Below are 24,384 nucleotides of genomic sequence, written 5' to 3' on the forward strand. Positions count from 1 at the left end.
TACCCGGCGGCGAGCAATAACCCGCTTGCTAAGCGTTCAGCGGCGGATGCACCTCCGCGCCAGATTGACCCAGCAATCTGACCGCTGCCTGCACAATGCTTGCCGCATCCACCCCGAAGAAGGCACGCAAAGCAGCCCGTGTGTCGCTACGGCCAAAACCATCGGTACCCAGCGTGACGTACTTGCGTCCCTCCGGCAGATAGGCCCGCACGCTCTCCGGCACGGCACGAACATAGTCGGTCGCGGCGATGATGGGCCCGCTACTGCTGGCCAGCTGCTGCGCGATGAAGGGGCTCTGGCTTGCGGCACCGTCGCGTGCCAGCTCACTCCAGCTGGTCACACTGAACACGTCCACCGCCACACCCTGGCTGGCCAGCAGCTGCGCGGCCTTGATGACTTCGGTCAGAATCGCGCCGGAGCCCAGCAAGCTGATTTCTTGATGTGTTTTAGTGCTCTGGCCCTCGTCCAATATGCGTGGATAGCTGCCAAACTTATAGCACCCACGAATCACATCCTGCGCCACGCCCTCCGGCAAGGTCGGCTGGGCGTAGTTCTCGTTCATCATGGTGACGTAGTAGAAAACGTCTTTTTGTTCCACCAGCATCTCGCGCATGCCGTGGTCGATGATGACGGCCAGTTCACCGGCAAACGCCGGGTCATAGGCCTTGCAGTTGGGGATGGTGGCGGCCATCAGGTGGCTGGTGCCGTCCTGGTGCTGCAGGCCCTCGCCGCCCAGCGTGGTGCGGCCCGACGTGGCGCCGAGCAAAAAGCCGCGCGCGCGCTGATCGGCGGCGGCCCAGATGGCATCGCCGACGCGCTGGAAGCCGAACATGGAGTAGTAAATGTAGAAGGGCAACATGGCCAGGCCATGCACGCTGTAGCTGGTGCTGGCCGCCGTCCAGCTGGCCAGGGCGCCGGCCTCGGAGATGCCCTCCTCCAGGATCTGGCCGTCCATGGCTTCGCGGTAGCTCAGCACCGAGCCGATGTCCTCCGGTGCGTAGCGCTGGCCGACGCTGGAGTAGATGCCGACCTGCTTGAACAGATTGGCCATGCCAAAGGTGCGCGCTTCATCGGCCACGATGGGCACGATGCGCTGGCCCAGGGTCGAGTCCTTGAGCAGATTGCCCAGCATGCGCACAAAGGCCATGGTGGTGCTCATCTCCTTGCCATCGGCCTCCAAGGCAAACTTGGCGTAGCTCGTGATCTCCGGCACCGGCACCGGCGCGCAGGTGGTGTAGCGCTTGGGCAGGTAGCCACCCAATTTCTGGCGCTGCGCGTGCAGGTATTGCATCTCGGGGCTGTCCGCTGGTGGCTGGTAGAAACTCAGCGAGGTGACTTGTTCGTCCGTCAGCGGCAACTGGAAGCGGTTGCGAAAGGCGATCAGGTCGGTCTCGTCAAACTTCTTCTGACTGTGCGTGGTCATCTTGCCCTGCCCCGCGCTGCCCATGCCGTAGCCCTTCTTGGTGTGGGCGAGTATCACCGTGGGTTGGCCCGTGTGCCGGGCGGCAGCGGCATAAGCGGCGTAAATCTTCACCATGTCGTGGCCACCGCGTTTGAGACGGTCAATCTGCTCGTCGGTCATGCCTTGCGCCAGATGGGCCAGGGCCTCGTTCTGGCCAAAGAAGGTTTCGCGGTTGTAGCGCCCGTCCTTGGCGGCAAAGGTCTGCATCTGGCCGTCCACGGTGTTGGCAAAGGCTTTGGCCAGGGCGCCGCTCACGTCACGCGCGAACAGGCCATCCCAGTCGCTGCCCCACACCAGCTTGATGACGTTCCAGCCGGCGCCGACAAACAGCTGCTCCAGCTCGTCGATGATGCGGCCATTGCCGCGCACCGGGCCGTCGAGCCGCTGCAGGTTGCAGTTGACGACCCACACCAGGTTGTCCAGCTTTTCACGCGCCGCCAGGGTGAGCGCACTCATGCTCTCGGGCTCATCCATCTCGCCGTCGCCAAACACGCCCCACACTTTTCGGCCTGAGCAATCCAGCAGCTGGCGGTGGGTGAGGTAATGCATGAAGCGCGCGTGGTAGATCGAGCTGATCGGGCCGATGCCCATGGAGCCGGTGGGAAACTGCCAGAAGTCGGGCATCAGATACGGATGCGGATAGCTGCACAGGCCGCGTGCGCCCTCTCCCGTGGTGGCGGCCGGTGCCGTCAGCTCCTGGCGGTAATAGCTCAAGTCCTCGACATTGAGCCGGCCTTCCAGGTAGGCCCGCGCATACACGCCCGGTGAGCTGTGCGGCTGGAAGAACACCAGGTCGCCCAGACTGGCCCCCACGCTTGCCACTTCGTGTGCTGCGCTGCCCCCCAAGGGGGCTGTTTCACCTTGGGGCGGCCCGGCGGTGAAACTGGCCGCCCCTGCGCCTTCGCTGCGCGCACGAAAGAAATGGTTGTAGCCGGTCTCGAACAGATCGGCCGCGCTGGCGTAGCTGGCGATGTGGCCGCCCAGTTCGCCGTAGGCCTGATTGGCCCGCACCACCATGGCCAGCGCGTTCCAGCGCACCAGTGAAGCCAGACGCTCCTCCATCGCCAGGTCGCCGGGGAAGACCGGTTGGCGATCCACCGGAATGGTGTTGACATAGGGCGTGCCGCGTGCCGGCTGCCAGCCGATCTTCGGGTCGCGGCCCATCGCGTCCAGCATGTCGAGAATTTGCCGCGTGCGCTCGGGGCCGGAGGCCTGCAGCAGCGACAGCAGCGCGTCGCGCCATTCGGCGCTTTCCCGGGGGTCTGGATCGATGGCTTCCAGGGATTGGGCGATGGATTGAGGCGAGGCGGTTTGCTGTTGCATGGTGGAGGTCGCTATAAGGGTGTCAATACAGTCATCACTGTAAAATCATTTCATCGGCATAAGCAGCCGAATCAGATGGCAAATTTATCTTATTGCGGCATATTCTGCTGCAATACAAGACTTCAAAAGCACAATGGAAATTGACAGCACCGACCTGAAGATACTCAACGAACTGCAGGCCGACGCCAGCCTGTCGAACGTGGCGCTGGCGCAGCGGGTTCACCTCTCGCCCTCACCGTGCTTGGCGCGGGTTCGTGCGCTGGAGGCCAAAGGAGTCATCCGCCAGTACGTGGCCCTGCTCGACGCGCAGCAACTGGGGCTGCACCTGAATGTTTTCATTTCCATCAGCCTCAAGCAGCAGAGCCGCAAGGCGCTGCAGGCGTTTGAAGAACGTATTTGCCTGCGCGACGAGGTCATGGAGTGTTACCTGATGACCGGCGATGCGGACTACCTGATCCGCGTCGCCATCGCCGACATGCCCTCGCTTGAGCGCTTCATCCTGGAGCAGTTGTCGCCGATCGCGCAGATCGAGAAGATCCGCTCCAGCTTCGCACTCAAACAGGTCAGGTACAAGACGGCCTTGCCACTGGGCTAAAACCTCAAATCGGAATCTGGGTCGTCGAGAGCACTTCCTTGAGCACCATGAAAGAACGAATCTGGCGCACCCCCGGCAGATAGAGCAATTGCTCCGCGTGAAGCCGGTTGTAGCTCTCGCTATTCTCGGTGCGCACGAGCATGAAGTAGTCGAACTCGCCGGTAACGACATGGCACTCCATGCAACCCGAAATCTTGGCCGCCGACTTCTCGAACGCGGCGAAAGAATCCGGCGTCGATCGGTCAAGTACCACCCCGATCAGCACCAGCATCCCGGCACCGAGTGCCTTGGCATTCAACAACGCCACCGTCGAGCTGATCAGTCCAGACGACTTCAAACGCTCGACCCGGCGCAGACATGCCGCCGGACTTAAATGAACCTTGGCCGCGAGCGCGACATTGGACATGGACGCATCACGCTGCAGCGCGCGAAGAATCGCCTTGTCGGTGCGATCGAGTTCATCTGACGAGGATGCCGAAGCCTTGGAAACAAAACGCACTTTTATTGCTTTCAATATAAATTGAGTGCAATTATGAGAAGAATTTAAATAATTTCATAAATAACAAGTGTGCAAATCACAAATAACTTGCAACCAAGTTAATCCAACTTCCAACTAACATTTGTCCATCGTCAACGCCGATGAAAGTTAGTTTGAATATGCCCTCCTTATTCGCCAGCTTCGACGCGTGGACACAGATCATTTCCACAGGAGCAACGCCCATGAATCTCAAGCAATTTCCCCGTCACTCACTGACCTTCGGCCCGACGCCGATTCAGCCACTCAAACGCTTGAGTGCGCATCTGGGCGGCAAGGTCGATCTGTACGCCAAGCGCGAGGACTGCAATAGCGGCCTGGCCTTCGGTGGCAACAAGACACGCAAGCTGGAGTACCTGATTCCCGAGGCACTTGCCCAAGGCTGCGACACGCTGGTCTCCATCGGTGGCATCCAGTCGAACCAGACGCGCCAGGTGGCGGCCGTTGCGGCCCATCTGGGCATGAAGTGCGTGCTGGTGCAAGAGAACTGGGTGAACTACTCGGACGCCGTTTACGACCGTGTCGGCAACATCGAAATGTCGCGCATCATGGGCGCCGACGTGCGCCTGGACGCCGCCGGGTTCGACATCGGCATTCGCCCGAGCTGGGAACAGGCCATGGACGACGTGCGCAAAGCCGGTGGCAAGCCCTTCCCGATTCCTGCGGGATGCTCCGAGCATCCGCTGGGTGGCCTGGGCTTCGTCGGCTTCGCCGAAGAAGTGCGCCAGCAGGAGGCCGAGCTGGGCTTCAAGTTTGACTACATTGTTGTCTGCTCGGTCACCGGCAGCACCCAGGCCGGCATGGTCGTGGGCTTTGCGGCAGACGGCCGCGCCGACCGGGTGATCGGCATCGATGCTTCGGCCAAACCCGTGCAGACCAAGGCGCAGATTCTGCGCATCGCGCAAAACACCGCCCAGCTGGTTGAGTTGGGGCGTGACATAACGGACAAGGATGTGGTGCTGGACACCCGCTATGGCGGGCCCGAGTACGGTTTGCCCAATGAAGGCACGATGGAGGCCATCCGCCTGTGCGCCCGGCAGGAAGGCATGCTGACCGACCCCGTCTATGAAGGCAAGTCCATGCACGGAATGATCGATATGGTTCGCAAGGAAGAGTTTCCGCGCGGGTCCAAGGTGCTGTACGCCCATCTGGGCGGCGTACCGGCCCTCAACGCCTACAGCTTCCTGTTTCGCAACGGTTAACCCTTGAAACGGTGGACGACATGATGAAACCGAATCCTCCAAACCTCGCCGTACTCACTGCAGCCCTGCTCTGTCTGGCGCCATGGCAAGACGCGCTTGCGCAAAGCTATCCCTCGAAGCCCATCCAGTTGGTCATCCCTTTTCCACCCGGAGGGGCGACCGACATCGTGGGCAGACTCGTCGGCAAGAAGATGGGTGAGCGCCTGGGCCAGCCCGTGGTGATCGAAAACAAGGGCGGTGCCGGCACCATTGTGGGCGCGACCTATGTTGCCAACGCAGCCGCCGACGGCTACACACTGCTGATCAGTTCGGGGTCCACCTTCACGGTCAACCCCGCGCTCAACTCCAAGCTGCCCTACGACCCGGTCAAAAGTTTTGAGCCGCTTGGGATGGTGGCACGCGTTCCGCTGATTTTGATTGCCAACCGCGACGTGCCGGTCAACAACCTGAAGCAGCTGATCGCTTCGGTACACAGCACGCCGGACAAATACGTCTACGGCTCGTTTGGCGCGGGTACCACGGGTCATTTTGCGGGCGAGCTGATGTGGAATGCGGTCGGCGTCAAGCTGATGCATATCCCTTACAAAGGCAGCGCACCGGCCATGACCGACTTGATCGGGGGCCAGATTCCTTTCACCATCGACACCGTGGCCGCCTCTTTGCCGCAGCTGAAAACGGGCAAGATCAAGGCCATCGCCGTGACCGGTGCCACGCGCGCAACGCAGTTGCCCGAGGTACCGACGGTGGCGGAAAGCGGATTTCCGGGCTTTTCCGCCGACTCCTGGCTCGCCGTGGTGGCGCCACGCGGCCTGGCGAGCGAGGCGAAGGCAAAACTCCAAAAGGCCTTGGCTGAAACCATGGCCGACGCCGAGATTCGCGACAAGCTCATCGCCAATGGCCTGCAGCCCGCCTACGAGACAGCCGCTGCGGTAGCCGCGCGGATCGACGATGAACTTCCACGCATGCGCGCTGTGGCACAGCGTGCCAATATCCGGATGGAGTGAACATGACAACTGACAGCAGCCTGGTGGCCCTGACCGCCGTTGAACTCCGGCGGCTGATCGGGAGCGGGCAGATTTCTCCGGTTGAATTGCTCGAAGCCTGCATCGCGCGCATTGAGGCGGTGAACCCCTTCGTCAATGCCGTCACGGCCACCTGCTTTGAGCGCGCACGCCGAGAGGCCAAAACGGCCGAACGCGCGGTGCTCGAAGGTCGCCCTCTGGGCTTGCTGCATGGCCTGCCCATGGGCGTGAAAGACCTGGAGGCGACTCAGGGCCTGCTCACCACGCTGGGCTCACCGCTCTACCGAAACCACGTCCCTGTGGCCGACAACCTGCTCGTGGCCCGTTTGCGTGCCGCGGGTGCGATCGTCGTCGGCAAGACCAACGTGCCCGAACTGGGCGCCGGCGCGAACACACGCAATGTGGTCTGGGGCGCCACCGGCAATCCCTTTGCCCCCCGGCTCAACGCCGGCGGCTCATCGGGTGGCTCGGCGGCGGCGCTGGCCTGCGACATGCTTCCGGTATGCACCGGTTCCGACACCGGCGGCTCGCTGCGCATTCCGGCCGCCTTGTGCGGCGTGGTCGGGTTTCGGCCTTCGCCCGGCCTGGTGCCGAGTTCGCGCAAGCCGCTCGGCTGGACCCCGATCTCGGTGGTCGGTCCGATGGGGCGCACCGTCGCCGATGCCTGTCTGCAACTGGCCGCCTCAGCGGGCGCGTCAGTGGACGATCCGCTGAGCTATCCGCTGGACCCGGCGAGTTTCCTGCTGCCGCCAGCCGTCGACCTTGGCGCCCTGCGCGTTGGCTGGACCGAAGACTTCGGTGCCTGCGATGTCGACGCCCCGATCCGTAAGGTATTTCGCGACAAGATCAGCGCCATGAAGCACCTGTTTCGCAGTTGCGACGAGATCAAGCCCGAACTGGGGGACGTGCATCGCTGCTTTGACGTGCTGCGCGCCGAGGCCTTTGTTGCCGGCACCCGCGATGCCTACGAACGCGACCCGACTAGCCTCGGACCCAACACGCGGGCCAACTTTGAGATCGGCGCCGCGATGAGCCTGCTCGACAGCGCCTGGGCGCAGGCGGAGCAAACACGCATCCTCGCCCGCTTCCATGCCGCGATGGCCGACTATGACCTGATCCTCGCGCCGACCACACCGATGTCACCGTTCCCCTGGACCACGCTGTATGCCGATACCGTGGATGGCAAGCCGCAGAGCAACTACTACCGTTGGCTGGCACTCACCTACGTGGTCACGCTGAGCACCTTGCCCGCACTCAGCCTGCCCTGCGGGCTCGACCATGCCGGCATGCCCTTCGGTCTGCAATTGATCGGACATTTCCGCGCGGATCAGCAGGTGCTTGGCGCCGCTGCGGCCCTGGAGCAGGCCTTTGCTGGGTCTACCGAGCTGCAGCGGCCGCGTCCCGCGCTTGAGCGTTTACGCAGCGTTGAGCCGTCTCTAACTTCGATCGTCACGGCGCCTCCCGGTCCGGGCGGTGGCGCTGGCGACACCGCGGTCTTGACGTCCGCGGCCTAGTCGTCCGCCCGGCAGGCTCATTCAACGGGCACGTAAAGCCCGATCTTGATGGAGTCCAGCACCACGTTGGTGTTGATGCGCGTGATCTGCGGGTTTTCCGCCATCAAACGCTCCGTGATCATGTCGTACTCTTTCACGTTCTCAGCGGTGATGATCATCATCAGGTCGACATTGCCCGTCACGTAATAGATCTGCTGGACTTCCGGCCGGGTCTCAGCCCAGCGGCGGATGCGTGGCAGGGATTCATAATTTTCCCGAATCTCCAAGCCGGCGATGAAGGTCATGGGTCGCCCGACAGCGTGGTTGTCAACGATGGCGACTTCGGCGGTAATGATTTTCTCGCTGCGCATGCGCCTGAGTCGGCGCTGAACCGCAGAGGCCGACAACCCGACGCGCTCGGCAATCACCTCGGCGTTGACGTGGCAGTCGTGCTGCACGAGCGCAAGGATTTTTCGATCAAAACTATCCAGTGATGTGTCCATGGTGCAATTTTAGGCACCTGTCCACCTGCACCATGGCGCCGATTTTCGGCACAAACCAGGCCGCGTTCGCCGCCGCACACCAAAACAGCCCGAAATTCGCCGCCTGGCTGCAATCACCTCGCTGATACTTTCCTTGTCTGAATCGAGCGCACACGCGTCGCAACCCATCAACAAGGGCTGCACCTCTGTGCGTCGATACACTCATCAACTTTTAAGCCCGCCCCCTACAGAAGAAAGACATCCTGGTGAGTAGTACAGATTCCAGTCGTCAAGCCAAAGAGGTGTTGGTGGTTGAAGACCTGCACAAGTCCTTTGGCCAGAGCGAGGTGCTCAAAGGCATCAGCCTGACCGCCAAAAAGCATGACGTGATCGCCATTCTGGGCAGCAGTGGTTCGGGCAAAAGCACATTTCTGCGCTGCATCAATTTACTGGAAACGCCGAATGCCGGCCGTGTGTTTGTCAACGGCGAGTTGATCAAGATGACGCCTGGCAAGGACGGCATTCCCAAGCCGGCAGATCCGGAACAAATCGTGCGCATCCGCCGCAAACTGGCCATGGTGTTCCAGCAATTCAACCTGTGGGCGCATATGACGGTGTTGCAAAACGTGATGTTTGCACCGGTCAAGGTGATGGGCATCGACAAGCGGGACGCGGAACTTCAGGCCATCGCCTATCTGCAAAAAGTCGGCCTGGCCGAAAAACAGCACTATTACCCCAACCAGCTCTCCGGCGGGCAGCAGCAACGTGTGGCCATCGCCCGCGCGCTGGCGATGGAGCCTGACGTGATGTTATTTGACGAACCCACCTCCGCGCTCGACCCGGAACTGGTGAGTGAGGTGCTCAAAGTGATGCGTGCCCTGGCCGAAGAAGGACGCACCATGCTGGTGGTGACCCATGAAATGGGCTTTGCCCGGGAAGTGGCCAGCCGCGTCGTGTTTTTTCATCAGGGCAAGGTTGAAGAAGAAGGCCCGCCCGCCGAGCTGTTCACCAGCCAGCGCTCAGCCCGCTTCCAGAAGTTCCTGTCCAGTGTGTCCCCCAAGTAGCCCTTGTTTTTAAATTGGAGAAAAAATGAAACGTTCCATTCTGAGTTCCCTCATCGCGGGCAGCCTGCTGCTGGCATTCAATGCCCAGGCAGAACAAGTCGTCAAAATCGGGACACTTTCCGACTACGCGCCCTTTGAGTACAAGGATGCCAGCGGCAAACTGATGGGCATGGAGATCGAACTTGGCAACGCCATGTGCAAAATCATGAAGGTCAAATGCGAATACGTCACCATGGACTTCGATGCGCTGATTCCCGCCTTGAAGGCCAAGAAAATTGACGCCGTACTGGCGCAGATGTCGATCACCGACGAGCGCAAGAAGGTCGTTGATTTCACGGATCTGTTCACGCTGGCCCCGGTTCAGTATGTCACCAAGGCCGGTGCCGGCATCACTGAAAATCCCACGACACTGAAAGGAAAAATCGTCGGCGTACAAAGCGGTACGACGCACGAGTCTTACTTGAAAACCCGACTGCCTAAAGCCAAGTCCGGCATTGAAATGAAGACCTACCAGTCGCTCGATCAATCCTGGCTTGACCTGGAATCGGGACGCGTGAACGCGGTTTTGTCGGACACGACCGTGGCCTATGACTGGATTGCGAAAACCGGCAAAAGCAAAGGCTACGACTTTGCCGGCAAGCCCATCATCGATGCCGCGATATTTGGCGATGGCACCGGTATTGCCGTGCGCAAGGGCGATCCTCTGAAAACCAGCTTCAACATGGCCATCAAAACCGTGTTGAGCGACGGAACCTTTGCCGCCGAAAACAAAAAGGTATTTCCGTTCACGATTGCGCCAGGCAAGTAACTGCGTTCATCTCCCCGACCGGCGCACATGGACATCTTGTCGAGTTACCTGGGTGAGCTTCTGATCGGGGCCACGGTAACGCTGCAACTGGCTTTTACCTCGCTGTTTTTTGGCTTGGCACTGGGCCTGGTGTTTGCGGCTTGCAAGCTGTCCAGCCATGTTTATCTGCGCCGTCCGGTGGAGTATTTCACCAACCTGTTGCGTGGCATTCCGGAATTTCTGATTATTCTGATCTGTTATTTCGGACTGTCCAATCTGATCAACAACCATTTCGATGCGGCGTTTGAAATCAGTCCCTTTGCCGGTGGCGTTTTTGCACTCTCCATCGTGTTTGCGGCCTATGCCTCCGAGGTATTCCGGGGCGGCTTTGTCGCCATACCGCCGGGGCAAATCGAGGCAGCCAAGGCCTTTGGTCTGTCCCGCACGCAGCTATTTTTCTATATCCAGTTGCCGCAAGCCTGGCGGATTTCCCTGCCCAGCCTGGGCAATATGTGGCAATCGCTGCTGAAAGACACTTCGCTGGTGTCGGTGGTGGGGCTGGAAGACTTGCTGAAAAAAGCCGGCATGGCGGGCCAATTCAGCAAACAACCGTTTGTATTTTTCATGGCGGTGGCCGTCATTTACTTCCTGTTCCTGGCCATTTCCAATCCCGTTTTTGCCTATTTTGAAAAGCAGGCGAACCGGGGCTACCACCAGCCCAAGTCATGATCATGTCGCTGTTCAATGATTACCTAGCCCTGCTGGTGGAAAGCGGTCCGGACATTCTGGAGGGCTTGATCATTACCCTGAAGTTACTGGTGGGTTCTTGCCTGGTGGGCTTCCTGCTGTCCGTACCACTGGCCATTGCCCGGGTGTCCGAGCATCGCGGCATCAACCGTTTGGCCAGCGCCTATTCCGCCATCTTTCGCGGCACGCCGCTGCTGGTGCAAATTTTCATCTTCTACTATGGTCTGGCCCAGTTCGAGGCCATCCGAAACTCCCCTGCGTGGCTGCTGCTGAACGACTCGTTTTATTGCGGCCTGCTGGTCCTGGCACTGAACCTGACCGCCTACATGGCGGAAGACATTCGCGCCGGCATCATGGCGGTACCCGCCGGTGAAAAAGAGGCGGGACTGGCCTATGGCCTGACCAAATTCCAGAGCTATCGCTACATCATCATCCCGCGTGCGCTCAGTATCGCCACCCCGGTTCTTGGCAACGAAGTCATTTGCCAGCTCAAGGCCACGGCGCTGGTCAGCACCATCACGGTTCTGGACATGACCGGGGTGGTCCGCCGCCTGTCGGCCGCGTCCTATACAACGGATGCGTTGATCATTGCCGGCGTCATCTATGCCTTCATCACCTTGCTCATTTCCCTGATCGTGCGCCTGGCCGAACATCGCAATACGCGCTATTTGCGCCGTTAATCGCTTCGCTTCAAGAGCAGTACCCACGCTGCGGTTAAACAGCATTCTGCCGCCTGTTTTTGCGGCCACCCGCCACAGTCCATCGCTAATATTTCAGCTTCTGTTTGCCATTTTCGGGAGCGCAATCCATGACCATCCGACCCCCGGTCGAGCCTCAGTTGGCACGGCGTCATCGTGCGGCCACGCTGGCATTGAACGGCGGCTTGGCCCATGACCCGGTCACGAATGCGATCGCGCCCAATATCTCGATGTCGGTCAATAACGCCTTCACCCCGGGCGACGGCTCGTTTTCCGCCGACGGCGTCCCTGATCTCACCGCCCTGCCCTTTCTTTATGCGGGCTGGACCAACCCGACGGTGCGCCAACTCGAACTGCGCATTGCCGCCCTTGAAGGCGCCGACGACGCGCTGGCTACGGCTTCAGGTACGGCCGCGGCGACGGCAGTCTTCTTCACCTTTCTCAAGGCCGGTGACCACCTGATCGTCAGTGACGTTTGCTACGCCGGCGTCCATGAGCTGGCCTGCAAACTGTTGCCCGACTATGGCATCGAGGTCTCGACCGTGAACCTGTCACGCCTGGATGACGTAGTGGCGGCGATCCGGCCCAACACCCGCCTGATCCATGCCGAAACGCCGTGCAATCCGTTGTTGCGTCTCACCGATCTGGCGGCACTGGCCGAGCTCAGCAAAACACACGGAATTTTGCTGGCCGTTGACTCCACGTTTGCGACACCCGTGGCGACCTGCCCGCTGGCGCATGGCGCCGACCTGGTGATTCACTCCTTGACCAAATTCATCAACGGCCACGGCGATGCACTCGGCGGTTGTGTCGCCGGACGCAAAGACCTGGTCGAGCGCATCCGCTCGCGTGCCGGCGTTTATTTCGGCGCCGCGCTGTCGGCCCAGAACGCCTGGCTGATCATGCGCGGCATCGACACCTTGTTCCCCCGGATGCAAGCCATGTCGGCGTCCGCCGGCAAGATCGCGGCCTTTCTCCAGGCACACCCCGCGGTCAGTTCCGTGGTCTATCCGGGCCTGCCGAGTCACCCGCAACATGATCTCGCGCAACGACAAATGCGGGTGCCGGGTGCCATGATTATTTTCCAGGTCCGTCAGCTTGACGCCGTGGCGCATCGCATGGCGCACGAGTCAGAGGTGTTCGACTATGCGTTCTCCATCGGCCATCAGCGCAGCCTGGTGGTGCTGCTCAAAACGCAGGATCTGCTGCGTTCGACCTTTGCCCTTGACCCGGCCCAGCTGGCCGACTACCGCCGTTACGCGGGCGAGGGGGTGTTGCGTTTGTCCATTGGCCTGGAGGACACGCAGGACCTGATTGACGACCTCGACCACGCGCTGCGCACCTGATATTTGTGCCCCACGGGACTACACGCCATGAAACAAGCTCACTCATTTATTGACCCCATCCAGACCGCTCTGGCACAACAAAAATTATTCATCCTGGACGGTGCCCTGGCCACCGAGCTGGAGCGGCGTGGCGCTGATTTGAACGACGCCTTGTGGTCCGCCAAGTTACTCATCGATCAGCCCGAGCTCATCCGCCAAGTGCACTTCGACTACTACATGGCCGGCGCCGATGTTGCCACCACGGCCAGCTACCAGGCCACCTTCGAGGCGTTTCAAGCGCGGGGTTACAGCCACGAGGAGGCAGCCAGGCTGATGCGCCTGTCCGTCACCCTGGCGCTGGAAGCGCGCGATGCATTCTGGGCCGACCCGGCCCACCGCCTTGGACGACTCAAGCCCTTGGTGGCCGCATCGGTTGGCCCCTACGGCGCCATGCTGGCCGATGGTTCGGAATACCGTGGGCACTATGGGCTGTCCAAACAGGCCTTGATCGACTTCCATCGCCCCCGCATGCAGGTGCTGGTGGACGCGGGCGCCGATTTGTTGGCTTGCGAAACGCTGCCCTGCCTGGACGAAGCCTTGGCCATTGCGAGCCTGCTGCCCGAGTTTTCTCACATGGCGGCATGGATCAGTTTTTCCTGCCGGGATGGAGAGCACAACAGCCAGGGCGAAAAACTTGCGGATTGTGTCGCCATGCTGGATGGCGTGGCCCAAATCGTGGCCGTCGGCGTCAACTGCACGGCACCCGAATTCATCTCGTCACTGATTGATCAGGCATGCACAGGCACCACCAAACCGATCGTCGTCTACCCCAATTCAGGGGAGCAATACGACGCGGTCCATAGGCAATGGCACGGCTGCAGCCACGCGCAGGATTTCGCCCAGCAGGCGCTGGGGTGGTACGCGCACGGTGCCCGCCTCATCGGCGGTTGCTGCCGCACCGGGCCGGACGACATTCGGGCACTTAAGGAAGCAGCGCCGCCTCGCAAGCGCTGATTTTCAAGTCGTGGGGTCCGGACCTGGGGTCACGCACGCTTGGCCAAAGATCCGGCCACAGCCAGGCTCAACAGCACAAATGGCAGGCACACGCCAAACGACCAGCGCACGCCCCAGTGTTCGGCCACCAGGCCCAGCAGCGGCGGGCCCAGCAGGAACACCACGAAGGAGATTTGTGCCAGCGCCGCCACGTTCACCGCCGCAGGCCGGTCGATGCGCTGCGCCGCCGCCGACATGGCCAGCGGAAAAATGCTGCTGGTGCCCACGCCCATCAGCCCCAGGCCCAACAGCGCCCAGCCCTGTGCCGGCGCCAGCACCACCAGCAGCGCACCGCAGCCCAGCACCACCAGCAAGCTGCGGGCGAAGGCGACCGAGCTGAAGCGCTCCACCAGCCCGTCGGCAAAAAAGCGCGTCAGCGCCTGCATCAAGGCGCCCGCCGCCACCGCCAGGCCGCACCACAGCGGCGAGGCCGCGAACACGTCACGCATGTAGATGGCCGACCAGTCGGCGCCGGCGCCTTCGAGCAGCATGGCCGAGAAAGTGACGCACACCAGCGCCATGATGGCCCAGGTGGGCCGGGCGAAATGCGGCGATTCTCCGGCCGGCGCCTGCCCGGCCTCGCCGCCCGCACCACGCAATGGCGCGGGGCTGAAGCCGCCTAGCAGCAGCAGCGTGGCCAGCACCACCAGCGGCACCATGGCCAGCAAATGCAGCTGCGGGCTCACACCCAGTTGCGAAATGCCCGCGCCCATCAAACCGGCGGCAAAAAAACCGAAGCTCCAAAACGCATGGGCGCGGTTCATGATGCGCCGCCCCAACTGGTGTTCCACCCGGTCCGCTTCCACATTGACCACCACCTCCACCATGCCGATGCACAAGCCCGCCGGCAGCAGGCAGCAAAACAGCAGCAGCGGCCCGCTGGCCCAGGACGCAATGGCAAAAAACACCGCGATCAGGGGAATGAGCGCCAGCAGCGTCCGGCGGTAGCCGATGCGCGCCAGCAAGCGGCTGGCAAAGGTCAAAGACAGCAACGTACCCGCCGCCGTGCCGATCAGCGCCAGGCCCAGCGCCCCCTCGGCCACGCCCATGCCGCGCTGGATCTCGCCCAAGCGCGGAAAGATGCCGCCCAGGCTGAAGGCGTACAAGAAAAACGCCGCGAACACCCGCAGCTGGGGCGACAAGGCCAGGCCGAACCGGGTAGCGGTGGACTTGGCCACGCGCGCTTGGGAAAGGGTGGGGGCGATCGCGGAATTGGTCTTGATGTCATCCATACGACAGGAGACTATCGCAAAACTTTGATTAACCCAGGAACTCAATTCATGCAAAAAACCGAAGCGCCATGGCCACCCTGCCCCTGGCATCAAATTTGCTGCAAACAACCTGTATAGACAAATTCAAAAACTTCCTCAAAAACTCGCACCAAAATAGTGCAAACCCACGAAGAAAGACAGAATTAAAGGGCTATTTTGGTGCCACCATGGAGAATGGCATCAGGGTTTTCCTGTATATACAAGTTAAAACCTTCTGTTGAAAATTGCCCCACCATGACATTCCAAACACCGCTTTCGCAGCCCGCCCGCAAGCCCTACATGACTAAAGGCAAATCCGTTCTGACGCCCAGCGTCGCGCGTTACCAGCAAGTCAAGGACTTCATCGCCGGCAAGATCCAGGACGGCACCTGGAAAGCGGGCGACCGCCTGCCGTCCGAGAGCGAGCTGGTCACCCAGTTCGGTATCGCCCGCATGACCGTCAACCGCGCCTTGCGCGAACTGATGGAGCAAGGGCGCGTCAAACGTATCGCGGGCGTGGGCAGCTTTGTCGCCGCCGAAAAACCCCAGGGCAATTTGCTGCAGATTGCCCGCCTGTCCGACGACATCCAGCGCCGCGGCCACGACTACCAGTGCCAAATCGTCACCGTTGAACGTATTTCCGCCTCGCTGGAAGTGGCCTCCGCTTTGGCCTTGCACACCGGCGAATCGGTCTTCCATTCCGTCTGCGTGCACCTGGAAGATGGCGTGGCCATGCAATTGGAAGACCGCTTCGTCAACCCGCGCATGGCGCCCGATTTTGGCCAGCAGGATTTCACGCTGGAGCAGCCTTCCGACTTTCTGGTGCGCACCGTCTTGTTCGACCAGATGGAACACGTGGTCGATGCCGTCTTGCCCACGCCGGAGCAGGCCGCGCTGCTGCAAATGGAGGCCAGCCAGCCCTGCCTGCTGCTGACCCGCCGGACCTGGATGCGCGAAGTCCCAATCACCCTGGTGCGCTGCCTGCACCCCGGCGCGCGCTACCGACTCGGCAGCCGCTTCCGTACCGATGGCAATGCCGTGACCAGTTAACACCACCCGATATACCCCTGACCGCGAAGGAAACCGCCCCATGCACTCCAACGATCCCCGCTTCGACGCCACCCGCGAAATCCGCGCGCCGCGCGGCACCACCCTGCATTGCAAAAACTGGCTGACCGAAGCGGCCTACCGCATGCTGCAAAACAACCTCGACCCCGAGGTCGCCGAAGACCCGAAAAACCTGGTGGTCTACGGCGGCATTGGCCGGGCCGCGCGCAACTGGGCCTGCTTTGACCAGATCCTGGCCTCGCTCAAAGAATTGAACGAGGATGAGACCCTGCTGATCCAGTCCGGCAAGCCGGTCGGCGTGTTCAAGACTCACGCCAACGCGCCGCGCGTGCTGATCGCCAACTCCAACCTGGTGCCCAAGTGGGCCAACTGGGAGCACTTCAACGAACTCGACCGCAAGGGCCTGTTCATGTACGGTCAGATGACGGCCGGCAGCTGGATCTACATCGGCAGTCAGGGCATCGTGCAGGGCACGTTCGAGACCTTTGTCGAAGCCGGTCGCCAGCACTACCGCAGCCCCTCGCCCGCCGCAAGCGGCGAGCGGTCCCCCGAGGGGACGCCGCCTAGCTTGGGGCGGCCCGGCGCGTCGGCGGACAACGACTGGTCCGGCAGATGGATTCTGACCGCCGGCCTGGGCGGCATGGGCGGCGCGCAGCCCCTGGCCGCCACCTTGGCCGGGGCCGTGTCGCTCAATATTGAGTGCCAGCAGAGCAGCATCGACTTCCGTATTCGCACCCGCTATGTGGACAAACAGGCCAAGGACATCGACGACGCGCTGGCGCTGATTGCGCACCACTGCGAACGAAAAGAAGCTGTCTCCATCGCCCTGCTGGGCAATGCCGCGGACATCCTGCCCGAGCTGGTACGCCGCGTGAAATCGGGTCAGGCCGGTACCATCAAGCCCGATTTGGTGACCGACCAGACCTCGGCCCACGACCTGATCAACGGCTACCTGCCCTCGGGCTGGAGCGTGGCGCAGTGGAAGGCCGCACAAAAAGACCCGGCGCAGCACGCCAGGTTGACGGCAGAAGCCGCGCAGTCCTGTGCCGTCCATGTGCAAGCCATGCTGGACTTCCAGGCCATGGGCATTCCCACCGTGGACTACGGCAACAACATCCGCCAGGTGGCTTTCGACGTGGGCGTCAAAAACGCCTTCGACTTCCCTGGCTTTGTGCCCGCCTACATCCGCCCCTTGTTCTGCGAGGGCAAAGGCCCGTTCCGCTGGGTGGCGCTATCGGGTGACCCGGAAGACATCTACAAAACCGACGCCAAGATCAAGGAGCTGTTCCCGCAGAACAAGCACACGCACCGCTGGCTGGACATGGCGCGCGAGCGCATCGCCTTCCAGGGCCTGCCGGCGCGCATCTGCTGGCTGGGCCTGGGCGAACGCCATATCGCCGGCCTGGCCTTTAACGAGATGGTGAAAAACGGCGAACTCAAAGCCCCCATCGTGATCGGCCGCGACCACCTGGACACCGGCTCGGTGGCCAGCCCGAACCGCGAAACCGAATCCATGAAGGACGGCACCGACGCCGTCTCCGACTGGCCGCTTTTGAACGCCCTGCTCAACACCGCCGGCGGCGCGACCTGGGTCAGCCTGCACCACGGCGGCGGCGTCGGCATGGGTTACTCACAGCACGCAGGCATGGTGATCGTGGCCGACGGCACCGACGCCGCCGCCGAGCGCCTGGCCCGCGTGCTGGTCAACGACAGCGGCTCGGGCGTGATGCGCCACGCCGATGCGGGTTACGACATCGCCATCGCCACGGCGAAAAAGCAGGGTTTGAACCTGCCCATGGTGAAGTAAGCCTCCGTCATGGCGATCCACTCTTTCGACATCGCCGCCCTGCCCACAATGCCGTGGAAGAACGGCGGCGGCAGCACCCGCGAAATCGTTTGCCACCCGCCCGGCGCGGACATGGACAGTTTCGACTGGCGCGTCAGCGTCGCCACCATTGCCGCGAAGGGGCCGTTCTCGGTCTTCGCCGGTGTGGACCGCGTGATCGTATTGCTCGACGGTGCAGGCGTGCGCTTGCAGGCGGCGGATATAGACCACCGGCTGGACACGCCCGGCGCGCCCTTTGCTTTTGCTGGCGACGTGGCGCTGGACTGCGAGTTGCTGGACGGCACCTCGACCGACCTCAGTGTGATGACCCGGCGCAGCCAACTGCGTGCCGAGGTGAAAGTGCTGACGGGCAGCAGCCAGATCGCCAGCGCCCAAAGCGGCTTGGTGCTGGCTGTGCGGGGCGCGTGGCACTTGCAGTCTGGCGCCCACGACTTCCGCTGCGCCACGGGCACCGGCATGTGGTGGGACGCCGCGGCGGGCTGGCAAGCCACGCCGCTGGCCCCTGACGCGCTGCTGGTGGTGCTGCGCTTGCACGACATGAGAGTTTAAGCAAATAATGCCTCTAGCCCCCGATCTACCTGCGCAAGCAGCTATACATTAAATAGCAAACACACGTTCAACCTTTTGGTGATGCCTATGCCCCCAAGCTCTCTCCCTGGCGCCGATGGCGTCTGGCACAGCCTGCGTCTGGCGCCCGGTGCGCTGGCCGACCACACGGCAGAAGTCCCCACCGCCCTCGCGGTGCAACAGGGCCGGATCACCTGGATGGGCGATGACCAGGCACTCCCCGCCGCGTTCGCCGCCCTGCCCCGCTATGACGCGCGCGGCGCTCTGACCACGCCCGGCCTGGTCGATTGCCACACCCACCTGGTCTACGGCGGCCAGCGCGCCAACGAGTTTGCGATGCGGCTGGCGGGGGCCAGCTACGAAGAAGTGGCCAAGGCGGGCGGCGGCATCGTGTCGTCTGTCCTGGCCACCCGCGCCGCCAGCGAAGACGCGCTCTACGCCCAGGCCGCGCCCCGGCTGGAACAGTTGCTCAATGACGGCGTCTGCGCCATCGAGATCAAATCCGGCTACGGCCTGTCGCTGGCGCACGAGGCCAAGCAGCTGCGGGTCGCACGCCGCCTGGGTCTGGATTACGGCGTGACGGTGCGCACCACCTTCCTCGGCGCCCACGCCCTGCCGCCCGAATACGCGGGGCGCAGCCAGGACTACATCGACCTCGTTTGCAAGGAGATGCTGCCCGCACTGGCGGCCGAGGGGCTGGTGGATGCGGTCGATGTGTTCTGCGAACGCATCGCGTTTTCGCTGGCCGAGACCGAGCAGGTGTTCCGGGCCGCGCAAGCCCTGGGCCTGCCGCTCAAGCTGCATGCCGAGCAGCTGTCGGACATGGACGGCTCGGCGCTGGCGGCCCGCTACGGCGCGCTGTCATGCGACCACATCGAGCACCTGAGCGCCGAGGGCATCACCGCCATGCGCGCCGCGGGCACGGTCGCGGTGCTACTGCCCGGCGCCTACTACAGCTTGCGCGACACCCAAGCGCCGCCCATTGCCGCCTTGCGCGCCGCGGGTGTGCCGATGGCGGTGTCCACCGACCACAACCCGGGCACCTCGCCGGCCTTGAGTTTGCTGCTGATGGCGAACATGGCTTGCACGCTGTTCCGCTTGACCGTGCCGGAAGCCCTGGCGGGGATCACCTGCCATGCGGCGCGGGCGCTGGGGCTGCAGGAGACGCATGGCGCGCTGGCGGTGGGACGACCGGCCAACTTTGTGCTGTGGGATTTGCGAGAGCCCGCCGAGCTGGTGTATTGGCTGGGTCAACAGCCGGCCCGGACCATTGTTCGGCAAGGACGTGTGGCCGTTGACACTTTGGGATTGACGCGCTTATGAGCTTGCCCCTCTCCCACCGCTCCCTCTTCGCCCCACACGCCCTGCTGCCCGCCGGCTGGGCCAGCAACGTCCTCCTGCAATGGGACGCAACCGGCCATCTCATCGCAGTCACCCCCGACAGCCCGCCCAACAACAGCCCCCGAGCCGCCGGCCCCGTCCTGCCCGGCCTGAGCAACCTGCACAGCCACGCCTTCCAGCGCGCCATGGCCGGCCTGACCGAATTCCGCGGTGCGGCGCAAGACAGCTTCTGGAGCTGGCGCACGCTGATGTACCAATTCGCCGCCCGGCTCTCGCCCGAGCAGGTCGAGGCCATCGCCACCTGGCTCTACATCGAGATGCTGGAGGCGGGCTACACCTCGGTGTGTGAATTCCACTACCTGCACCACAGCCCGGACGGCACGCCGTATGCCGATGACGCCACGCTGTCCAAGGCCTTGCTGCGCGCCGCCCAAACCGCCGGCATCGCCATCACGCTGCTGCCCGTGCTGTACCAAACCAGCGGCTTCGGCGGCACGGCGCCCACGGCGGGTCAGCGCCGCTTCATCCGCTCCACCGACGCCATGCTGCGCCTGCTGGAAACCCTCAAGCCACTGTGCGATGCGCAAGGCGCCCGGCTGGGCCTGGCGCCCCACTCCCTGCGCGCCGTGCCGCCCGACAGCCTGCGCGAGGCCCTGGCCGGGCTGCACGCCATCGACGCCAGCGCCCCCATCCACATCCACATCGCCGAGCAAACCGCCGAGGTCGATGCCTGCCTGGCCTGGAGCGGCCAGCGCCCGGTGGAGTGGCTGCTGGACCACGCGGCCGTCGATGCGCGCTGGTGCCTCATCCACGCCACCCACATGAGCGACACCGAGTACCAGCGCGCAGCGGCGAGCGGCGCCGTCGCCGGCATCTGTCCCAGCACCGAGGCCAATCTGGGCGACGGCATCTTTGACATGCCGCGCTGGCTCTCTGCCGGCGGGGCCTGGGGCATTGGCTCCGACAGCCATGCCTGCGTCAACGCGGCGGAGGAGCTGATGCTGCTCGAATACGGCCAGCGCCTGCAGTTCCGCCAGCGCAACGTGCTCGCCAGCGCGCAGCAGCCGCAGGTGGCCAGCGCCATGCTGCAGCAAGCCGTGCTGGGCGGGGCACAAGCCTCGGGCCGCGCGGCACAAGGTCTGGCCCCCGGCCAGCGCGCCGACTTTCTTGTGCTGGACGCACAGCACCTGGCTTTGGCCGGACTGGGCGCGCCGGAAATGCTGTCGGCCCATGTGTTCGCCAGCCACCGCAGCTCGGCGCTGGACGCGGTCTGGGTCGGCGGCCACCAGCAAACCCTCAGCGGCAGCCGCCATCCCTTGCGTGCGCAGGCCGCGGCCGCCTTCACCCAGGCCCGCGCCGCCCTCATCGCCAAGGTTTGAACCGAGACACACCATGCCCCCTTTTCGCTTTCACCCAGGCACGCAGCCACTGCTGATTTCCATGCCCCACGTCGGCACCTACCTGCCGCCCGCACTGGCTGCACGCCTGAGCGACAGCGCCCGGCAGGTGCCCGACACCGATTGGCACCTGGAGCGCCTGTACGACTTCGCCGTCGGTCTGGGCGCCTCGGTGCTGGCCGCCACCCACTCGCGCTACGTGATCGACCTGAACCGCGACCCGTCCGGCGCCAGCTTGTACCCCGGCCAAAACGTTACCGGCCTGTGCCCGGTGGACGATTTTGACGACCAGCCGCTGTACCGCGACCCGCAAGACCTGCCGTCGGAGGCTGAAATCGCCGAACGCCGCGACGCCCTCTGGCAGCCCTACCACCAGCAACTGCAAACCGAGCTGGCCCGACTCAAAACCCGGCATGGCCGTGTCGTGCTGTGGGACGCCCATTCCATCCGCTCGGTGCTGCCGCGCTTTTTCGAGGGCAAGCTGCCGGACCTGAACCTGGGCAGCGCGGACGGCGCCAGCTGCGACCCGGCCCTATCGGCCGCGCTGCTGGCCATCGCCCAATCCGCATCGGGCTACACCGCCGTGCTGAACGGCCGCTTCAAGGGCGGCTTCATCACCCGCCAATACGGCCAGCCGGCGCAAGGCATCCACGCCATCCAGCTGGAGATGACGCAATGCAGCTACATGCAGGAAACCCTGCCGTTTGACTATCTGCCCGCGGTCGCCGCCGGCATCCAGCCCCATTTGCGCCGCATGGTGGAGGCGGCGCTGGCGTTCGCGCAGCGGTGAATTAAAGCCAACCCTCTTGCTCTGCCTTCGTGCCCGAGGACCGGATGTAGTCGCGCAGCGTCCCCAGGGCTGGGGGCAAAGCGTCGCAGGCTTGCAGCTCGGCCAAAACCCGGTGATCGTAGTCCGTCAACGGCAAGGTTTTGCCGTCCTGCCAATGGCGGGGCTCCATATGGCCCGCTTGCCAAGCCACGCCCGCATCGCCCCACAGCTGGCCCGCGGTCAATGCAATTTGGATGCCTGCCGGATCGGGGTCGCAGCTGATGGTGGCTGGGACAGGCGCTTGTGCCAGGAGCCAGCGCATCGCACCCAGCCAAGCCCCGCTGGGGCGCCCGGGCAGCCACACCAGACACACACCTGGGGCCAGCTTCTGCGTTTGGCGTTCAAAGCTGGCCCGGTTTTCGATCAGCCAGTACGACTGCGGGTGCACAGTCACGGCCAAGGGCGCACAGAACTGGCGACATGGCAACCCCGCGAATCCGAAACCTTGCAACGCCATCACGGCCTCATGCCCATCGGCAGACTTGCGCAGCGTCATAGCCCCACCGAGCCACAACATCGGCTCGAACCGGCCAACCCCCAGGGACTCCAGTGGCAGCGTGCTGTCCAGCCAGTCCCACTCCGCTGCAGTGATGGCTTTGGTGTGATCCCGCGCCGCCAGGGAAAAGTCCTGGCGTAAACCTTGTCTTTGGGCTTGTTGCCATGGCACCAAGGCCTGCAGCAAATCGGCCCGGGCTGCCCGTGTAGCCGCAGACAGAGAGTCGTTCATCAGGCTATGTACGGCCTGGGCCAGCCACGGGTGCGCGTGACCCAAGGCCTGCAATTGCGTGGTCAGGTTTTCTTTGCTGGCGTCGCGCTCACTGCGTGTGGCGACATTGGCCAAGCGCTGGACTGCCTCCAAATCCAGCCAGACCATGCGCACAGGCCGCCACAGCCCATGCCAAAACTCTTCTTTGACCGCCACCGCCCCGGCAGTCAGCAAGGCGTCCAGCAGCGCGTTGGCCGTATCCAGGTGGTGCGCGCCCGCCGCTTCCAGCAGGCTTTGCCAGCGGCGCTCACGGGCGTCGGACTTGAGCCAATTCAGCAGCACCGTCCGCTGCGCAACACCGAGCTGGGGCAAGGCCACCAGCGCTGTCAGCACGTGGCGCGTGCGTTTACCCTTGCCGCCAGGAACGGTCTGCAGGCATGGCTGCTGCGCATTGCTCATGGCGTGCTCACAGCGTCATCAGCGCTTCAATCACCGGCGTTCCACGCCGCTTGGCCACCGCAATCGGTGGCGCCCAGCGGCTGTCACGCGGTTTCTTGCTGGTGACCAGGGTGATCTCGGCGGGCTCGAACACCTCCAGGTTGTGGGTGATCGGGGTGGTCAGCACGTACTGCGCCTGGGTGGAGCGCAAGAAGTGCCCCACCAACTGGATGTTGCGCACGTCCAGGTGGGCAAAGGGCTCGTCGATGAACACAAAGCCGCCGGAGGCGTTGTCCTCATCCTTGAGCAGTCCCACCAGCAGGATCAGCGACTTGATGACTTGTTGCCCACCCGAGGCCTCGCCATCGTTCAGGCCGATGCTGCCTTTGCCATCAAAATTGAAATTCACTTTCAGACCCGCCTGCGCCAGTACCGTGTCGTCGTTTTCCAGCGCCGGCAGGTCGGCAGACACCTCCACCCCGGCCAAACCGCCCAGTTCCTGGATGTTGTTGCGGTAGCTGCGCACGGTGCTGCGCAGCACCTCGATATAGCTTTCGCGCGCATTGAACACGGCCGTGCCGGCCTGGACGTTCTTGACCTGGTGATCTTCCAAGCTGAAGCCTTGCTCGCGCACCGTGGCTTCCATGCGGCGGTAGCGTTCTTCGACCGTGCTGTCTTTTTCCCAGGTGTCTTGTGCCAGATCGACTTCGACGGCATCCAGGCGCAGCCGGGCCTGGGTGTCGTTGTGGTACTTGGCGACCAGTTCCTGCAGCACGTCTGCAGTGCGCCAGCCAGCGGGAATCTGGCGGCGGCGGCGTTGAGAGACATCGACGTCCGCCGTGAGTTGCTTGCGCCGCTGCACCAGCTCGGCGGCCAGGCGGTCGGCCTCGGCAAAGCGCTGACGCAATGCGGTTTCCAGACTTCGGTACTGCGAGTCGGCACGCAGGTGCTGGGTCTTGGCTTCGCCATAGCCGTTATCGAGTTTTTGCCAGCGCATGGCGGCGCCAACGCGTGCCTGTTTGGCACCGGGCAGTGGTCTGGCGTGGCGGCGTCTTCGCACCCGGCGCTGCTGGGCATAACGGCAGCTGTAACCATTGCCACCACTGTTGCGGGCAATCTCGCGGCTGATGGTCGCGGCGCTGCGGTTCAGTACG

Annotated in this window: 21 protein-coding genes and 1 pseudogene; 16 read left to right on the plus strand and 6 right to left on the minus strand. The window is 63.2% G+C overall.

Features of this window, described 5'->3' with window-relative positions; translation table 11 throughout:
- Positions 1-28: 28 nt before the first annotated feature.
- Positions 29-2,785: a pyruvate dehydrogenase (acetyl-transferring), homodimeric type gene (gene aceE, locus C5P05_RS09230; RefSeq protein WP_114969546.1), complete on the minus strand. Its 2,757-nt coding sequence runs from the start codon at positions 2,783-2,785 to the stop codon at positions 29-31.
- 133 nt (positions 2,786-2,918) lie between these two features.
- On the opposite strand from aceE, the gene C5P05_RS09235 reads away from it, so the two are divergent.
- Positions 2,919-3,380 (plus strand): Lrp/AsnC family transcriptional regulator, encoded by a 462-nt coding sequence (locus C5P05_RS09235; RefSeq protein ID WP_114969547.1) that lies wholly within the window; start codon positions 2,919-2,921, stop codon positions 3,378-3,380.
- Positions 3,381-3,384: 4 nt separating this feature from the next.
- Here C5P05_RS09235 and C5P05_RS09240 read toward each other — a convergent pair whose 3' ends face one another.
- Positions 3,385-3,894 carry an Lrp/AsnC family transcriptional regulator gene (locus tag C5P05_RS09240; RefSeq protein WP_114969548.1) on the minus strand — a complete coding sequence of 170 codons (510 nt, stop codon included), beginning with the start codon at positions 3,892-3,894 and terminating at the stop codon, positions 3,385-3,387.
- Between the two features lie 206 nt (positions 3,895-4,100).
- On the opposite strand from C5P05_RS09240, the gene C5P05_RS09245 reads away from it, so the two are divergent.
- From C5P05_RS09245 to C5P05_RS09255, 3 genes are read left to right on the plus strand one after another with little or no spacing between them, the layout of a single operon-like run.
- Entirely contained in the window at positions 4,101-5,117 is a 1,017-nt protein-coding gene (locus tag C5P05_RS09245; protein WP_114969549.1) for a 1-aminocyclopropane-1-carboxylate deaminase, read from the plus strand.
- 20 nt (positions 5,118-5,137) lie between these two features.
- The gene (locus tag C5P05_RS09250) at positions 5,138-6,121 is read left to right on the plus strand and encodes a Bug family tripartite tricarboxylate transporter substrate binding protein (RefSeq protein WP_114969550.1); all 984 of its coding nucleotides are present in this window, start codon (positions 5,138-5,140) and stop codon (positions 6,119-6,121) included.
- A 2-nt stretch (positions 6,122-6,123) separates the two neighbouring features.
- Positions 6,124-7,653, plus strand: coding sequence for an amidase (locus C5P05_RS09255; RefSeq protein ID WP_114969551.1), 1,530 nt, complete (start codon positions 6,124-6,126; stop codon positions 7,651-7,653).
- 17 nt (positions 7,654-7,670) lie between these two features.
- Here C5P05_RS09255 and C5P05_RS09260 read toward each other — a convergent pair whose 3' ends face one another.
- On the minus strand, positions 7,671-8,135 hold the full coding sequence (locus C5P05_RS09260) for an Lrp/AsnC family transcriptional regulator (RefSeq protein WP_114969552.1): 465 nt from the start codon (positions 8,133-8,135) through the stop codon (positions 7,671-7,673).
- A 242-nt stretch (positions 8,136-8,377) separates the two neighbouring features.
- Between C5P05_RS09260 and C5P05_RS09265 the strand changes: the two genes are divergently transcribed.
- From C5P05_RS09265 to mmuM, 6 genes are all read left to right on the plus strand, one after another.
- Positions 8,378-9,178, plus strand: a complete 801-nt coding sequence (locus C5P05_RS09265) for an ABC transporter ATP-binding protein (protein ID WP_420130736.1) — start codon at positions 8,378-8,380, stop codon at positions 9,176-9,178.
- A gap of 25 nt (positions 9,179-9,203) precedes the next feature.
- Positions 9,204-9,986: a transporter substrate-binding domain-containing protein gene (locus C5P05_RS09270; protein WP_114969554.1), complete on the plus strand. Its 783-nt coding sequence runs from the start codon at positions 9,204-9,206 to the stop codon at positions 9,984-9,986.
- 27 nt (positions 9,987-10,013) lie between these two features.
- Positions 10,014-10,694 carry an ABC transporter permease gene (locus C5P05_RS09275; RefSeq protein WP_114969555.1) on the plus strand — a complete coding sequence of 227 codons (681 nt, stop codon included), beginning with the start codon at positions 10,014-10,016 and terminating at the stop codon, positions 10,692-10,694.
- Between the two features lie 2 nt (positions 10,695-10,696).
- Entirely contained in the window at positions 10,697-11,392 is a 696-nt protein-coding gene (locus C5P05_RS09280) for an ABC transporter permease (RefSeq protein WP_198674675.1), read from the plus strand.
- A gap of 128 nt (positions 11,393-11,520) precedes the next feature.
- Positions 11,521-12,756: a trans-sulfuration enzyme family protein gene (locus C5P05_RS09285; protein ID WP_114969557.1), complete on the plus strand. Its 1,236-nt coding sequence runs from the start codon at positions 11,521-11,523 to the stop codon at positions 12,754-12,756.
- A 27-nt stretch (positions 12,757-12,783) separates the two neighbouring features.
- Complete coding sequence (gene mmuM / locus C5P05_RS09290; RefSeq protein ID WP_114969558.1) at positions 12,784-13,749, plus strand: homocysteine S-methyltransferase; 966 nt, start codon at positions 12,784-12,786, stop codon at positions 13,747-13,749.
- Positions 13,750-13,778: 29 nt separating this feature from the next.
- On the opposite strand, the gene C5P05_RS09295 is transcribed toward mmuM, so the two are convergent.
- Entirely contained in the window at positions 13,779-15,020 is a 1,242-nt protein-coding gene (locus C5P05_RS09295) for an MFS transporter (RefSeq protein ID WP_114969559.1), read from the minus strand.
- A gap of 318 nt (positions 15,021-15,338) precedes the next feature.
- Here C5P05_RS09295 and hutC point away from each other — a divergent pair, with 318 nt between their 5' ends.
- The 6 genes from hutC to hutG all read left to right on the plus strand — a co-directional run bounded on the left by hutC (position 15,339) and on the right by hutG (position 22,047).
- Entirely contained in the window at positions 15,339-16,088 is a 750-nt protein-coding gene (hutC, locus tag C5P05_RS09300) for a histidine utilization repressor (protein ID WP_232834414.1), read from the plus strand.
- Between the two features lie 40 nt (positions 16,089-16,128).
- Entirely contained in the window at positions 16,129-17,913 is a 1,785-nt protein-coding gene (gene hutU, locus C5P05_RS09305; RefSeq protein ID WP_114969561.1) for a urocanate hydratase, read from the plus strand.
- Positions 17,914-17,922: 9 nt separating this feature from the next.
- Positions 17,923-18,501, plus strand: a complete 579-nt coding sequence (locus C5P05_RS09310; RefSeq protein ID WP_114969562.1) for a HutD family protein — start codon at positions 17,923-17,925, stop codon at positions 18,499-18,501.
- A gap of 87 nt (positions 18,502-18,588) precedes the next feature.
- Positions 18,589-19,842, plus strand: coding sequence for an imidazolonepropionase (gene hutI / locus C5P05_RS09315; RefSeq protein ID WP_114969563.1), 1,254 nt, complete (start codon positions 18,589-18,591; stop codon positions 19,840-19,842).
- Positions 19,839-21,239: a formimidoylglutamate deiminase gene (locus C5P05_RS09320; protein ID WP_114969564.1), complete on the plus strand. Its 1,401-nt coding sequence runs from the start codon at positions 19,839-19,841 to the stop codon at positions 21,237-21,239. Before hutI ends, C5P05_RS09320 begins: the two co-directional genes overlap by 4 nt.
- A gap of 13 nt (positions 21,240-21,252) precedes the next feature.
- A complete protein-coding gene (gene hutG / locus C5P05_RS09325; RefSeq protein WP_114969565.1) occupies positions 21,253-22,047 on the plus strand; it encodes an N-formylglutamate deformylase in 795 nt (264 codons plus the stop codon).
- A 1-nt stretch (position 22,048) separates the two neighbouring features.
- Here the strand turns inward: hutG and C5P05_RS09330 are convergent, their stop codons facing one another.
- Entirely contained in the window at positions 22,049-23,251 is a 1,203-nt protein-coding gene (locus C5P05_RS09330) for a hypothetical protein (protein WP_114969566.1), read from the minus strand.
- Between the two features lie 7 nt (positions 23,252-23,258).
- Positions 23,259-24,384 (minus strand): annotated as a pseudogene (locus C5P05_RS09335) (AAA family ATPase); the annotation flags it as partial.

Origin of the sequence: Rhodoferax ferrireducens, assembly GCF_003347515.1 — a bacterium.
GTDB lineage: Bacteria > Pseudomonadota > Gammaproteobacteria > Burkholderiales > Burkholderiaceae_C > Rhodoferax.